The sequence below is a fragment of the Amycolatopsis sp. NPDC059021 genome (assembly GCF_042739895.1).
Taxonomy (GTDB): domain Bacteria; phylum Actinomycetota; class Actinomycetes; order Mycobacteriales; family Pseudonocardiaceae; genus Amycolatopsis.
In genome coordinates this window covers 10,181-24,974 of the sequence record NZ_JBHYIQ010000129.1, presented here as the reverse complement: position 1 = coordinate 24,974, position 14,794 = coordinate 10,181, and the positions used below count along the sequence as shown (strand labels likewise).

The 14,794-nt window shown below is 67.9% G+C and carries 9 protein-coding genes; 4 read left to right on the top strand and 5 right to left on the bottom strand.

Annotated elements, in window-relative coordinates:
* Positions 1-102: 102 nt before the first annotated feature.
* Positions 103-1,635 (bottom strand): SdrD B-like domain-containing protein, encoded by a 1,533-nt coding sequence (locus ACFWX1_RS43145; protein ID WP_378395692.1) that lies wholly within the window; start codon positions 1,633-1,635, stop codon positions 103-105.
* Here ACFWX1_RS43145 and ACFWX1_RS43140 point away from each other — a divergent pair.
* On the top strand, positions 1,604-1,870 hold the full coding sequence (locus tag ACFWX1_RS43140; protein WP_378395691.1) for a hypothetical protein: 267 nt from the start codon (positions 1,604-1,606) through the stop codon (positions 1,868-1,870). The genes ACFWX1_RS43145 and ACFWX1_RS43140 overlap by 32 nt on opposite strands.
* A 230-nt stretch (positions 1,871-2,100) precedes the next feature.
* Here ACFWX1_RS43140 and ACFWX1_RS43135 read toward each other — a convergent pair whose 3' ends face one another.
* Positions 2,101-6,012, bottom strand: coding sequence for a DNA-directed RNA polymerase subunit beta' (locus tag ACFWX1_RS43135; RefSeq protein WP_378395690.1), 3,912 nt, complete (start codon positions 6,010-6,012; stop codon positions 2,101-2,103).
* An 89-nt stretch (positions 6,013-6,101) separates the two neighbouring features.
* Entirely contained in the window at positions 6,102-9,605 is a 3,504-nt protein-coding gene (locus ACFWX1_RS43130; protein ID WP_378395689.1) for a DNA-directed RNA polymerase subunit beta, read from the bottom strand.
* Positions 9,606-10,088: 483 nt separating this feature from the next.
* Here ACFWX1_RS43130 and ACFWX1_RS43125 point away from each other — a divergent pair, with 483 nt between their 5' ends.
* The gene (locus ACFWX1_RS43125; protein WP_378395688.1) at positions 10,089-10,247 is read left to right on the top strand and encodes a hypothetical protein; all 159 of its coding nucleotides are present in this window, start codon (positions 10,089-10,091) and stop codon (positions 10,245-10,247) included.
* Between the two features lie 409 nt (positions 10,248-10,656).
* Here the strand turns inward: ACFWX1_RS43125 and ACFWX1_RS43120 are convergent, their stop codons facing one another.
* Together ACFWX1_RS43120 and ACFWX1_RS43115 are read right to left on the bottom strand one after the other, a co-directional pair.
* Positions 10,657-11,871, bottom strand: a complete 1,215-nt coding sequence (locus tag ACFWX1_RS43120) for a LuxR C-terminal-related transcriptional regulator (protein WP_378395687.1) — start codon at positions 11,869-11,871, stop codon at positions 10,657-10,659.
* Positions 11,872-12,498: 627 nt separating this feature from the next.
* Entirely contained in the window at positions 12,499-12,966 is a 468-nt protein-coding gene (locus ACFWX1_RS43115) for a type II 3-dehydroquinate dehydratase (RefSeq protein ID WP_378395686.1), read from the bottom strand.
* A 296-nt stretch (positions 12,967-13,262) separates the two neighbouring features.
* On the opposite strand from ACFWX1_RS43115, the gene ACFWX1_RS43110 reads away from it, so the two are divergent.
* Both ACFWX1_RS43110 and ACFWX1_RS43105 read left to right on the top strand, forming a co-directional pair.
* Positions 13,263-14,528, top strand: coding sequence for a cytochrome P450 (locus ACFWX1_RS43110; RefSeq protein WP_378395685.1), 1,266 nt, complete (start codon positions 13,263-13,265; stop codon positions 14,526-14,528).
* A complete protein-coding gene (locus ACFWX1_RS43105; protein WP_378395684.1) occupies positions 14,525-14,719 on the top strand; it encodes a ferredoxin in 195 nt (64 codons plus the stop codon). The genes ACFWX1_RS43110 and ACFWX1_RS43105 overlap by 4 nt, the downstream gene beginning before the upstream one ends.
* The last annotated feature ends 75 nt before the right edge of the window (positions 14,720-14,794 follow it).

The following is a 14,794-nucleotide window of genomic DNA, read 5'->3' as shown; positions in this document are numbered from 1 at the left end:
GGGGGGGGGGGGGGGGGGGGGGGGGGGGGGGGGCGGGGGGGGGGGCCGTTCCTCATGCCCCCCCTCGGGGGGGGGGGGGGCGGGGCCCCCTGTCGGGTGGTGTTAGGAGGTGGGTCGGCGACGGCGGCGGGCGCTGAGTAGCAGGAACGCGCCGAGCGTCAGGGTGAGCAGGCCGAGCGTGCCGAACGTGAGCGCGTCGACACCGGTGCTGGCCAGGCCGGAGCCGGAGCCCTGTCCCCCGCCGGGCCCCTGGTTTCCGGCAGGAGCGGCGTCCGGCGACGTGGGAGTGCCGGACTTGCCGCAGCTCGCGGGCTGGGCGGGCACGGCCGGTAGCGGCGCGTCACCGGGTTCGGCCTGGATCATCACCTGAGCGGGGTGGTCGGCGGGGCCGTAGACGTTGATCGCGGTCGGGTTGCCGTATTTGATCCGCCAGCCCTGCGGAGGCAGGAAATACAGCTGGTAGGCGGGACCCGGCACCACGTCGTGGAACTCGAAGTGCCCGTTCGCGTCGGTCGTCTGCTCACCGGCGACCGGGCAGTCCTGGTCGGAGACCAGCACGACCTTGACCCCGGCCACGCCCTGCTGCGGCCGCCCCTGGTTGTCGAAATTGACGGCGACGTCGCCGACGACCGTGGCCTTGGCACCCGGCACCGCCGCCCGGTCTTCGGCCTTCGCGTGGTTGTCGATGTCGACCTCGCGATAGCCGAAGTCACACGCGACAGCGACGTAACCCCGGTTGAAGGCGGCCTCGGGCACCGTCTCGGAGACGTCGAAGGTCCGGGTCTGCCCCGGCGCGATCGTCACGCCGCCCGCCGCGAGATCTCCCCAGCCGGGGCCACGGCCGTTCAGCATGTAGCCGTCACCGATGCGGTTGCACGCGGCCGCGATGCCGGTGAGCGGGATCGGGCCGGAGTTGGACAGCGTCACCGTGACGTGCGCGAGTTCGCCGGGCTTGTAGCTGCGCTGGGTGAAGGCCATCGACGCCTTCAGCGCGCCGTTCAGTGGTGGCGCTCCGCGGACGAGCAGATCCTTCGTGTCCGGTCCGATGTGGACGGTTTCGAACGGGATCAGCCAGCCGCCGGTCACCTCGCCACCGAGGTAGTAGTCCGCGGCAGGCGCGTCGAAAGCGAACTTCCCGTCGCCGTCGCTCGTAGCCGTGTATGTGCTTCCACTGTGGACATACCGCAAGGTGAGCTTGACGCCTGCCAGCTGTTCGCCGCCGTCGAGGACACCGTTGCCGTTCCGATCGCCGAAAACGACACCCGCCGCGTGACCGGCTCCCTTGGTCACGGCGACCTCGGAGTTGAACGTACCGGCACCGAACCCGGTCTCGTCGAACACGACTCCCCGCACGACCGCAGTGGCCTTTTCGAGATCCCGGACCTTTCCGGAGACCGGCAGTTCGTAGGTCGCCCCGGGGTCAAGTGTCAGGCCCGGCTTGCCCTTGAGCGGACCCCAGCCGGGGTCGTACGGGACCACCAGATCGGTCGGCTCGAGGATGTTCTGGAAGACAGTGAGACCGACGGCACGGGTCTCGCCGATGTTCTTCAGTTTGAGCGTGAACCGGACGTCCTCGTCCGTCCGGTACGACCCCTGCCCGAAGGTGACCGTCGCCTCGACCCGGGATCGCTGCACGGACTCGGCTTTCGGCTGCGGCGCAGCGGGCTGCGAACTCACCGCAGGCGGAGAACTCGGCACGGCCGAAGAGCTCGGCGCTGCCGAGGAATTCGGCGCACTGGGCTCCGGTGCGGAACTGCTCGACGACGGCGGAGCCGTGGACGGCGCGGTGGAAACAGGTGCCGGATCCGCTCCGGCCGGCGCGGCGAACACGCCGGTCAATGCCACCGCCGCGGCGAACGTGGCGAAGTAGCTCGCCACCGTCCGCGCGATGGGTCTTTCGCCAGGTAACTTGCTCACGCAGTATCACCCCTGATTACCCGATGGAACGCGCAAAGCCCCCGAACCGCGTAGAACCGGATCACTTTACCGAGATGCGCGAAAGGTGAATATCCGTTTCCGATGAGCGGTGCAGCACCGTGACGTTCCCCGGAAAAGCGAAGAGCCCCCGGCGGCTGCCGGGGGCTCTTCGAAAAGGGTGGATCAGCGGAAGTCGCGGCCGAAGTCGTAGTCGTCCAGCGGCACCGCGGCGCCCGGCGAGGAGCCGAACACATCCGGGGTGTAGTAGCCGTCGTCGTAGGACGGGATCGCGTAAGCGGCGACCCGCGCCTCCTCGGTCGGCTGCACCTGGATGTTGCGGTACTTGTTGATCCCGGTACCGGCCGGGATCAGCTTACCGATGATCACGTTCTCCTTGAGGCCCACGAGCTTGTCCGAGCGGCCGTTGATGGCCGCGTCGGTCAGGACGCGCGTGGTCTCCTGGAACGACGCCGCCGACAGCCACGAGTCCGTGGTCAGCGAGGCCTTCGTGATACCCATCAGCACCGGACGGCCCGAAGCGGGCTCGCCGCCCTCGGCGACCGCGGCCCGGTTCGTCGCCTCGAACTTGGTCCGCTCGGGCAGCTCGCCCGGCAGGAAGTCCGTGGCACCGGAGTCGATGATCGTCACGCGGCGCAGCATCTGCCGCACGATGACCTCGATGTGCTTGTCGTGGATCGACACACCCTGTGCCCGGTACACCTTCTGGACCTCGTCCACCAGGTGCATCTGCGCCTCGCGCGGCCCCATGACCCGCAGGACCTCGTGCGGGTCCGGCGTGCCTTCGAGCAGCTGCTGACCGACGTTGACGTGGTCGCCGTCGCCCAGCGGGCCGTTCGGGGTGTTCGCGAGCCGCTGCCGCTTGGACAGCTTGTCGAAGACGATCTCCTCGCCCCCGTCGTCCGGGATGAGGGTGATCTTCCAGAACCGCTCGCTCTCCTCGATCCGCACGCGGCCGTCGACGTCGGCGATGGGCGCCTTGCCCTTCGGGACGCGGGCCTCGAACAGCTCCTGGACACGCGGCAGACCGGTCGTGATGTCGTCACCGGCGACACCACCCTGGTGGAACGTACGCATCGTCAGCTGCGTACCCGGCTCACCGATCGACTGGGCGGCGACGATACCCACCGCCTCGCCGACGTCGACGAGCTGACCGGTCGCCATCGAGCGGCCGTAGCAGGTCGCGCAGATACCGACGGCCGACTCGCAGGTCAGCACCGAGCGGACCTTGACCTTCGAGATGCCGCTGCCGAGCAGTTTCTCGATGGCCGGGTCGCCCAGGTCGTCGCCGGCGTTGAGCACGACGTTGCCCTTGGCGTCCACCGCGTCCGTCGCGAGGTTCCGCGCGTACACGCTGGTCTCGACGTGCTGGTCGCGCAGCACCTTGCCGTCGCCGATGTCCTCGCCGATCGGCATGTTGATGCCGCGGGTGGTGCCGCAGTCGATCTCGCGGACGATGACGTCCTGCGAGACGTCCACCAGACGACGGGTCAGGTAACCCGAGTCGGCGGTACGGAGCGCCGTGTCCGCCAGACCCTTCCGGGCACCGTGCGTCGCGATGAAGTACTCCGCCACCGACAGGCCCTCACGGAAGTTGGCCTTGATCGGGCGCGGGATGTACTCACCCTTCGGGTTCGACACCAGACCACGCATGCCGGCCAGCGACCGGACCTGCGTCATGTTCCCCGCCGCGCCGGACTTCACGATCATGGCGATCGGGTTGTCGTCCGGCAGCGCCGTCTCCATGATCTTGTGGACCTCTTCGGTGGCCTGCGTCCACACCTTGACGAGCTCGTTGTTGCGCTCGGTGTGCGACAGCTGACCACGCTGGTAGCGCTTCTCGACCTGGTCGGCCTTGCCCTCGTACTCGTCGAGGATGGCCTTCTTGCCTTCCGGCACCAGGACGTCGGAGATCGCCACCGTGACGCCCGAGCGGGTCGCCCAGTAGAACCCGGCGTCCTTCAGGCGGTCCAGGGTCTGCGCGACCTGGGTCATCGAGTACCGCTCGGCGAGGTCGTTCACGATCGCGGCCTGCCGCTTCTTCGGCATCGGCTCGTTGATGAACGGGTAGTCCGCCGGCAGCAGCTCGTTGAACAGGACGCGGCCGAGGGTGGTCTCGGCCAGCCACGCCTTGCCCGGCTCCCAGCCGTTCTCCGCCAGCCGAGCCTCGTCGGCCTTGGCGGGCTGACGGTCGATGATGCGGATCTTGATCGGGGCGTGCAGGCTCAGCGCCTTGCGGTCGAAGGCCATGATCGCCTCGGCGGGCGAGGAGTAGGCCTGACCGGCGCCCTCGGCCTTCTCGTTCAACCGGGTCAGGTGGAACAGGCCGGTGACCATGTCCAGCCGCGGCATGGCGAGCGGACGGCCCGACGCCGGCGACAGGATGTTGTTCGCCGACAGCATCAGGATCCGGGCCTCGGCCTGCGCCTCGGCCGACAGCGGCAGGTGCACCGCCATCTGGTCACCGTCGAAGTCCGCGTTGAACGCCTCACAGACCAGCGGGTGCAGCTGGATGGCCTTGCCCTCGACCAGCTGCGGCTCGAAGGCCTGGATACCGAGGCGGTGCAGGGTCGGCGCGCGGTTGAGCATCACCGGGTGGCCGGTGATGACCTCTTCCAGCACGTCCCACACCTGCGGCCGCGAGCGCTCCACCATCCGCTTGGCGGACTTGATGTTCTGCGCGTGGTTCAGGTCGACCAGCCGCTTCATGACGAACGGCTTGAACAGCTCGAGCGCCATGTCCTTCGGCAGACCGCACTGGTGCAGCTTCAGCTGCGGGCCGACGATGATGACCGAACGGCCGGAGTAGTCGACACGCTTGCCGAGCAGGTTCTGGCGGAACCGGCCCTGCTTGCCCTTGAGCAGATCGGACAGCGACTTCAGCGGACGGTTACCGGGACCGGTCACCGGGCGGCCGCGGCGGCCGTTGTCGAACAGCGCGTCGACGGCCTCCTGCAGCATCCGCTTCTCGTTGTTCACGATGATCTCGGGCGCGCCGAGGTCGATGAGCCGCTTCAACCGGTTGTTCCGGTTGATGACCCGGCGGTAGAGGTCGTTCAGGTCGGAGGTGGCGAAGCGGCCACCGTCGAGCTGGACCATCGGGCGCAGGTCCGGCGGGATCACCGGGACGGCGTCGAGCACCATGCCGCGCGGGTCGTTGCCGGTGGCCTGGAAGGCCGCGACGACCTTGAGCCGCTTCAGCGCGCGGAGCTTCTTCTGCCCCTTGCCGTTGCGGATGGTGTCGCGCAGGCTCTCGGCCTCGGCGCTGACGTCGAACTCGGTGGCCAGCTTCTGGATGGCCTCCGCGCCCATGCCGCCGGTGAAGTACTCGCCGTAGCGGTCGATCAGCTCGCGGTAGAGCAGCTCGTCGGCGATCAGCTGACGCGGCTCGAGCTTGGTGAAGGTGCTCCAGACCTCGTCGAGACGGTCCAGCTCGCGACCGGCGCGGTCACGGAGCTGGCGCATCTCGCGCTCGCCGCCCTCCTTGACCTTGCGGCGGACGTCGGACTTGGCGCCCTCGGCCTCCAGCTCGGCGAGGTCGGCCTCGAGCTTCTGGGCACGGGCCTCGATGTCGGCGTCGCGCTTGGTCTCGAGGTTCTTCTTCTCGACGCCGATCTCGTTCTCGAGGGTCGGCAGGTCGTTGTGCCGCAGCTCGGTGTTCACGCCGGTGATGACGTAGGCCGCGAAGTAGATGATCTTCTCGAGGTCCTTGGGCGCCAGGTCGAGCAGGTAGCCCAGGCGCGAGGGAACACCCTTGAAGTACCAGATGTGGGTGACCGGGGCGGCCAGCTCGATGTGGCCCATCCGCTCACGGCGCACCTTGGCACGGGTCACCTCGACGCCGCAGCGCTCGCAGATGATGCCCTTGAACCGGACCCGCTTGTACTTACCGCAGTAGCACTCCCAGTCCCGGGTCGGGCCGAAGATCTTCTCGCAGAAGAGGCCGTCCTTCTCGGGCTTGAGCGTCCGGTAGTTGATGGTCTCCGGCTTCTTGACCTCGCCGTACGACCACTGACGGATGTCGTCGGCCGTGGCGAGACCAATGCGGAGCTCATCGAAGAAGTTGACGTCCAGCACGTCTAAGTCCCCTTGGGGTTGTATCGGCTAGAGAGGGGTCGGCGGTGGAGCGGGGACCCACGGGAGGCAGGTCCCCGCTCGACACCGGATCAGTGCACGACGTCGTCCACGCTGGGCGACTCGTTGCGGGACAGGTTGATGCCGAGGTTCGCCGCGGCGCGCTCGAGGTCCTCGTCGTCGGAGTCGCGCATCTCGATGGCCGCGCCGTCGCTGGAGAGCACCTCGACGTTGAGGCACAGCGACTGGAGCTCCTTGAGGAGCACCTTGAACGACTCCGGGATGCCCGGCTCGGGGATGTTCTCCCCCTTGACGATCGCCTCGTACACCTTGACGCGGCCGACCACGTCGTCCGACTTGATCGTCAGCAGCTCCTGCAGCGTGTAGGCCGCGCCGTACGCCTGCATCGCCCAGCACTCCATCTCACCGAAGCGCTGGCCACCGAACTGCGCCTTACCACCCAGCGGCTGCTGCGTGATCATCGAGTACGGGCCGGTGGAGCGGGCGTGGATCTTGTCGTCGACCAGGTGGTGCAGCTTCAGGATGTACATGTAGCCGACCGAAACCGGGTACGGGTACGGCTCGCCGGAGCGGCCGTCGAACAGCGTGGCCTTGCCGTTCTCCTTGACCATGCGCTCACCGTCGCGGTTCGGCCTGGTCGCCCCGAGCAGCCCGGTCAGCTCCTCTTCCTTCGCACCGTCGAACACCGGGGTCGCGGTGTTCGTGCCGGGCTCGACGTCGTAGAGCTCCTCGTTGAGGTTCTTCGCCCAGTCCGGGGCGCCCTCGATCTTCCAGCCCTGCGAGGCCAGCCAGCCGAGGTGCAGCTCGAGGATCTGGCCGATGTTCATCCGTCGCGGCACACCGTGGGTGTTCAGGATGATGTCGACCGGGGTGCCGTCCTCCATGAACGGCATGTCCTCGACCGGCAGGATCTTGCCGATGACACCCTTGTTGCCGTGCCGGCCGGCGAGCTTGTCGCCCGGCTGGATCTTGCGCTTCTGGGCCACGTAGACGCGGACCAGCTCGTTGACGCCGGGGGGCAGCTCGTCGTCGTCCTCGCGGGAGAACACCCGGATGCCGATGACCTTGCCGGTCTCGCCGTGCGGCACCTTCAGGGAGGTGTCGCGGACCTCGCGGGCCTTCTCGCCGAAGATCGCGCGGAGCAGGCGCTCCTCCGGGGTCAGCTCGGTCTCGCCCTTCGGCGTGACCTTCCCGACCAGGATGTCGCCGTCGCGGACCTCGGCACCGATGCGGATGATGCCGCGCTCGTCGAGGTCGGCCAGTACCTCCTCGGAGACGTTCGGGATGTCCCGGGTGATCTCCTCGGCACCGAGCTTGGTGTCGCGGGCGTCGATCTCGTGCTCCTCGATGTGGATCGAGGTGAGCACGTCGTCCTGCACCATGCGCTCGGAGAGGATGATCGCGTCCTCGTAGTTGTGGCCCTCCCACGGCATGACCGCCACGAGCAGGTTCTTGCCGAGCGCGACCTCACCGTTCTCGGTGGACGGGCCGTCGGCGATGACCTGGCCCTGCTCGACCCGGTCGCCCTCGTTGACGATCGGGCGGTGGTTGAAGCAGGTGCCGTGGTTCGAGCGGCGGAACTTGTAGAGGCTGTAGCTCTTCCGCGTCCCGTCGTCGTGCATGACCGTGATCAGGTCGGCCGACAGCTCCTCGACCACACCCGACTGCTCGGCGACCAGCATGTCGCCGGAGTCGATCGCGGCCCGCAGCTCCACGCCGGTGCCGACGTAGGGCGCCTGGCTGCGCAGCAGCGGCACCGCCTGGCGCTGCATGTTCGCGCCCATCAGCGCGCGGTTCGCGTCGTCGTGCTCGAGGAACGGGATCATCGCGGTCGCGATCGAGACCATCTGCCGCGGCGAGACGTCCATGTAGTCGACGTCCATCGGGTCGATCAGCTCGACCTCGCCGCCCTTCCGGCGGACCAGGACGCGGTCCTCGAGGAAGTGGCCGTCGTCGTCGATCGGCGCGTTCGCCTGCGCCTTGACGTAGCGGTCTTCCTCGTCCGCGGTCAGGTAGTCGACCTGGTCGGTGACCCGGCCCTCGACGACCTTGCGGTACGGCGTCTCGATGAAGCCGAACGGGTTGACCCGCGCGTAGGAGCACAGCGAGCCGATCAGGCCGATGTTCGGGCCTTCCGGCGTCTCGATCGGGCACATCCGGCCGTAGTGCGACGGGTGGACGTCGCGGACCTCCATGCCGGCGCGCTCACGGGACAGACCACCGGGCCCGAGTGCGTTCAGGCGGCGCTTGTGGGTCAGGCCGTCGATCGGGTTGGTCTGCTGCATGAACTGCGACAGCTGCGAAGTACCGAAGAACTCCTTGATCGCCGCGCCGATCGGGCGGATGTTGATCAGGGTCTGCGGGGTGATCGCCTCGACGTCCTGCGTGGTCATGCGCTCGCGGACGACGCGCTCGGTGCGGGACAGGCCGACCCGGATCTGGTTCTGGATCAGCTCGCCGACGGTGCGGATGCGGCGGTTGCCGAAGTGGTCGATGTCGTCGGTCTCGACCGGGATCTCCTCGCCGGTCGACGCGGTCATCTTCTCCTCGCCGGCGTGCAGCCGGACCAGGTACTCGATGATCGTGACGATGTCCTCTTCGGTCAGCGTCCCGGTGCCGTGCGGCGTGTTCAGGCCGAGCTTCTTGTTCAGCTTGTACCGGCCGACCTTGGCCAGGTCGTAGCGCTTCGCCTTGAAGAACAGGTTCTCCAGCAGGGTCTGCGCGCTCTCCTTCGTCGGCGGCTCGCCGGGGCGCAGCTTGCGGTAGATGTCGAGCAGCGCCTCGTCGGTCCCCGCGGTGTGGTCCTTCTCGAGGGTGGCCAGCAGCGTCTCGGAGAAGGAGAAGCGCTCGCGGATCGCCTCGGTCGTCCAGCCGAGCGCCTTCAGCAGCACGGTGACCGGCTGGCGGCGCTTGCGGTCGATGCGGACGCCGACGGTGTCGCGCTTGTCGACGTCGAACTCCAGCCAGGCGCCGCGGCTCGGGATGACCCGGACGTCGAAGACGTCCTTGTCGGTCGTCTTGTCGACGTTGCGGTTGAAGTACACGCCCGGGGAGCGGACCAGCTGGGACACCACGACACGCTCGGTGCCGTTGATGACGAACGTGCCCTTGTCGGTCATCACCGGGAAGTCGCCGAGGAAGACCGTCTGGCTCTTGATCTCACCCGTGTTGTTGTTGACGAACTCCGCCGTGACGAACAGCGGGGCGGCGTACGTCATGTCCTTGTCCTTGCACTCCTCGATGGAGGCCTTGACCTCGTCGAAGCGCGGGTCGGAGAAGGACAGGGACATGGAACCCGAGAAGTCCTCGATCGGCGAGATCTCGTTGAGGACCTCCTCGAGGCCGCCGACCGGGTTTTCCTCACCAGCCTCGACCCGACGCTCGTACCACGCTTCGTCACCGGTGAACCACTGGAACGACTGGATCTGGACGTCGAGCAGGTTGGGAGTAGTGAGGGGCTCGCGAATCTTTGCGAAGGAGACCCGCTTGGGCGCGCCGGGGATTCCCGTGGACTCCGAGCGAGTTACAGCCGAGGTGGTCGCAGCAGTGGCCTGGTTCGCGGGAGAGACTGCCAAGATGCGTCCTTCCGGGGACAATGAGCGGTGGCAGCCGCCATAGCAACAGCTATCGGTGACTGTCAAGGGTGTGCCGTGTGCCCACTATCCTAACTACCGGCTCCGGGCAGCCTGAAAGAGGGCAGCGCAAAGAGACAGTTTAGCCCGGACGTCGCTGCCTGTCCAGGGGGCTCTCCAGACGGGGCCCAGCCCGCATCGCAACGCCTTCAGGCATGCCTCCCAGCGTGCCGGTCGTCCCTCCCGCAAGGGCTTCCGGTGTCGCTGTCGGAAGTAAGCGTGACCCCACCGGGGCCCGGAGTCAAGATGCCACGCCATGGTCCCGCCGGTTGGCGCAGCGTGGAAGAGGGCCAGCGGAGCGTGAGCGGCCCAATATCATCCTGGTTACCAGCCGGTAGCGCCACCTCGGGCACTCTACCTGGGGTTTCGTGCCCCTGGGAAGCAGGTCGAAGCCCATCGGACGGAGGCGGTGCCGGAGGTGTCCCGATGGAGAATTTCCTCCCCGCCGCGGCCGCCCGGCGACGAGCCGCGTCCCCGACGGCGCACCTCGGCGGGGATGTCTCGAACGGCGCGTTCGGGACGCCGCAGGGGCCCGCTACGGCGTCCGCCGGAGTTCAAGCCGGGCAGGGGCGCACGGGGACCTGAGCGGCGCCGTGGGCTCGTTCGGGGCGGGCCGGGTGCCGAATGCGGCGAGGGGGCCCCTGGGGACGTGGACGGCCCACGGACCAGCGACACAACGGGACGTCGGTGGCTGATGGGGCTGGTGGGGCGGGCTTGCGGTGGTGCCGGTGTCGCGAAAGCTCCGTTGGGGACGGTGAACGTCCCGAACGGCGCGTTCGGGACATGGGGACCCAGCCCGGAGTGTCGCGAAGGGGACATCGACGGCGCTGAACGTCCCCAATGGACCATTCGCGACCCCGCTGACCAACGCGAAAGCCCGCGACAGCCGTGACCCGGGCCGAACACGACCGAGAAACATCGCCCGGGAAGGGCGGACATGGGTTCACCCTCGCCTCGCGATCGAGGAGAGGGTGACGTGGCTCCCGACGGAGCGCTAGGAGAACGCCTTCCAGGCGGCCGCCAGCTCGACCCGCGAGGTGATGTTCATCTTCTGGAACACCTTCTTCAGATGGAACGCCACGGTGTGCCGGGAGATGAACAGCTGCCTGCCGACCTCGTTGTTGGTGTGTCCCTGGCTCACCAGCTCGGCGACCGCGAACTCCGTGTTCGTGAGGCCGTGCGGCAGCAGGCCCTCGCATTCCACGGTGCGGGTCGTGCCCCGGCGCACACCGTATTCCCGGAGCTTGTTCACGACCCTGGCGGAATCCCGGGTGGCACCGACCGCGGCATAGGCGTCCAGGACGGACTCGAGGACGCGGATCGTCGCGTCCCGTTCGGAGCATCGCTTGGCCAGCAGCCCGGCCAGGTCTTCGCCCGCGGACGCCCCGCACCATCGATCGGGGTGGATGTCGGCCGCTTCGCGCAACTTGCCGGCGTCGCGCTCCAGCAGGCCCGCGGCGTGCAGCGCCGATCCCCGGATCACGCTGAACTCCGGCTGTTCGGCGGCCACCGCGGAGGCCGCGGCCACCGTCATCTTCGCCAGGTCGCCCGCGCCCAGCTTGCCGCAGACGCGGACCAGCCAGGGCGCCGCCGCCGGTTCCGACACCAGAAGCTGCCGGAGCACCACCGGGTTCGTGACGATTCCGGCGATGAGACTCGCCGCGCTCTCCACCCCGCTCCTGGCCTCCGCGGCCTGGGCGGTCACCCATGCCCCCGGAGCCTGGCCGAAATAGCCCAGCAGGGCTTCGTCCGCCAGTTTGTCCACGAAATGACGGCAGGCCCGCATATCCGCCCGGCGCAGCGCGCCGAGCGCCAGCACGACATAACTGGGGGGCCGCAGGGACCGGTCGCCGCACCGCTCGGCGATCCGCAGTCCCGTGCTGATCTCGACCATGGCCTCGTCGACACTGCCCATGGCGAACAGCAGATTTCCCCGGACATTGTGGGCGACGGCGGCCATGCGCTCGGAAGCCGGCCCTTCCCCGCGCGTCTCGACGGCGTCGAGCACCCGGCGGCCCGCGTCGAGATCCCTGGCCTTGATGAGCAGCCCGACGTACCAGAACTGAGCCAGTTCATAAAGCTCATGAGGCTCCTGGCGGCTGCCCGCGGCCGCCGCCTCGGCGCACCGCAGCCCCGCGTCGAGCCGCCCGTTGAACCACGAAGAAGCGGAGCGCCGCAGGAATCCCGCGGTGTCGCAGGACCGCTGCATCAAATCGTCACCGAAACCGGTAAAAGGGTTCTGCGGTAGTCTCAAGTTTGGTACGTCCAACATCGGCCGGCTATCCCCCAGGCATAGACACGAAAGTGGAATCGATTTCACGGAGCGCCGAACTTCAGCGGATGTGCGCAACACTGTGCCGGGGCGGTAAATCCATACAGGACCCGCCCGGAAATATAGTACGCGCCGACGCTAAACAGCTATTCGCGACGAAACGCGGAGAATTCGGCCGGCGTACGCCGATACGCCGGCACACAGAAAAGAGCACAACACAAGAAACCCCCAGTGATGTCTTGTGATAAAATAACCGATTGCTTACCTCACGATAGCGACGGGACGCCCCCTCGTCAGTGTGCTGTGACTCAGGTCACAGCTCGGCAATATGCGAACAGCGCTCGGTTTTCCCGCTCACCAAAGGGAATCCCCTGCCGACTGACACACAATTCAGCCAGCTGGCCTAGCGAGTATTACCGTTAGTGGGCAACGAACCATTTGCGCACCCGGCGTTCCTGCCGACGATGACCGTAACGTTCAGCAGATCGTTGTAGTCACCATGCAAAGACGGGTGTCCGACATCGGTCGAACAACCTCCGGGACGCGCGCGCCCCGATCGTGCGATTAATCCGCGCGATTAATCGCACGATCGGGCGTTTCGGCGGACAGCCGCAGCAGCGCCTTGGCCGCCAGGCGATAGCCGAAGGCGCCGAGGCCGACCACCACGCCGCTGGCCAGCGGGGCGATGACCGAATCGTGCCGGAACTGTTCGCGCGCCCACACGTTGCTGAGGTGCACCTCGATCCAGGGCGGCGCATAGCTTGCCAGCGCGTCACGCAGGCTCCAGCCCGCGATCATCAGCGCACCCGGATTGACGATGGCGCCGATCGTGGTGTCGCGGTGCTCGTGGATCGCCCCGACCAGCTCACCCTCGCCGTCACGCTGGATCGACACGACTTCCCACCCACGGACACTCACCTCGTCGGCGACCGCTTTCTCGATATCGGCGAGCGTGTCGGTGCCGTAGATCTCCGGCTCACGCCGGCCCAGCACTCCCAGATTGGGACCATTCAAGAGAAGTACGACACTCAACGGGACACCTCGCTCACCCAGCTGCCGGTCCGGACGCGCACCATGGTGTCCACGCGGTGGACGGGACAACACCCTTAACTTGATAGTTACGCGATTTCACTTACGCTTTTCCGCCGGTTTTGCCCGGGGTCCGTGAATCGCCCGGCACGCGTACCGAGTCCTATCAGACCGAGGGATGCCCGCCCCGGCACGACCGCCCTACCCTCCACAGTGACCAGGCAAGTCGCGGGATCGGTACCTCTCCCTGCATCGATCGCCGTCCGGCCACCGCGATTTCGGGAATGGAGTCCTCCGCAGTGACGACCAACGCGACCGAGAACCCGCCCAGCAACGAATCGCTGCGCTCACCGCTTCCGCAGGAATTCGTCCGGCGCGACGACCCGTTCACGCTGCCCGCGGCTTTGGTCGCGGTGGCCGAGCGGGGGCCGGTCGCCAAGGCGGCGCTGCCCACCGGCGACCCGTTCTGGTTGGTGTCCGGGTACGAAGAGGCCCGTGCCGTGCTGTCGGACTCGCGGTTCTCCTCCGACCGGTTCAGCCACCATCCCCGGTTCAAGCAGCTGTCCGAGGAGTTCCGGGAGCGGTTGCGGGACGACAAGGCGCGGGCCGGGTCGTTCATCAACATGGACCCGCCGGAGCACACGCGGTACCGCAAGTTGCTCACCGGCCAGTTCACCGTCCGCCGGATCCGCGAGCTCGGCTCCCGCATCGAGGGGATCGTCAGCGAGCGCCTGGACGCCATGCTGGCCAAGGGAAACTCCGCCGACCTGATGGCCGAGTTCGCGTACCCGGTGCCGTCGCTGATGATCTGTGAGCTGCTCGGCGTGCGTTACGAGGACCGGGCCGAGTTCCAGGAGCGCGCGGCGGCCCTGCTGAAGATGGACGCGCCGGTCAAGGAAGCGCTGGACAACGCCGACGCGCTGCGCGCGTTCATGCAGCGGCTGATCGCGGACAAGCGGGAGCATCCCGCCGACGACCTGATCTCCGGCCTGATCCATCACGCCGGGGCCGAGCCCGCCCTCACCGAGGACGAGCTGGTCAACATCGCCAATCTGTTGTTCATCGCGGGCTACGACACCACCGCGAGCATGCTGGGCCTCGGCATTTTCGTGCTGCTGCAGCGTCCCGGCCAGCTCGCCGCGCTGCGCGACGACCCGTCCCGCGCCGGTGACGCCGTCGAGGAGATGCTGCGCTACCTGTCCGTCGTCAACCCCGGGCTCTTCCGGTTCGCCAAGGAGGACCTGGAATTCGGCGGCGAGCACATCCCGGCGGGCTCGACCGTGGTGGTGTCCGTGGTGGCCACCAACCGGGACAAGCGGCACTGGCCGGACTCGGAGGTGCTGGACGTGACCAGGGCTCGTGGCCCGCACCTGGCGTTCGGCCACGGCGTGCACCAGTGCCTCGGCCAGCAGCTGGCCCGGATGGAGATGACGGTCGGCTACACCGAACTGCTACGCCGGCTGCCCGGCCTCCGCCTCGCCGTGCCGCCCGAGGAAGTCCCGCTGCGCAACGACATGCTCACCTACGGCGTGCACGCGCTGCCGGTCACCTGGGACGCGTCATGAGGGTGCACGCGGATCCGGTCGCCTGCATCGGCTCGGGCGTGTGCGCGCTGCGCGTGCCCGAGGTGTTCGACCAGGACGAGGACGACGGCACCGTGGTGCTCCTGCGGGCCGAGCCCGGACCCGGCGAGACCGACGCCGTGCTCGAGGCGATCGAATCCTGTCCGGCCAGGGCGCTGCGAGCCGATCGCTGACGCTCGCTCAAGGCCGCTGCCGCCGAGGGAAATGCCTGTCGCGAACGCTCCGTTCGGGACGATCAACGTCCGCAA

Excerpts from the sequence above, each read along its gene's own strand:
- ACFWX1_RS43125 (WP_378395688.1), top strand. The coding sequence starts at position 10,089 with ATGGAGAATTTCCTCCCCGCCGCGGCCGCCCGGCGACGAGCCGCGTCC.
- ACFWX1_RS43120 (WP_378395687.1), bottom strand. The coding sequence starts at position 11,871 with ATGCAGCGGTCCTGCGACACCGCGGGATTCCTGCGGCGCTCCGCTTCT.
- ACFWX1_RS43105 (WP_378395684.1), top strand. The coding sequence starts at position 14,525 with ATGAGGGTGCACGCGGATCCGGTCGCCTGCATCGGCTCGGGCGTGTGC.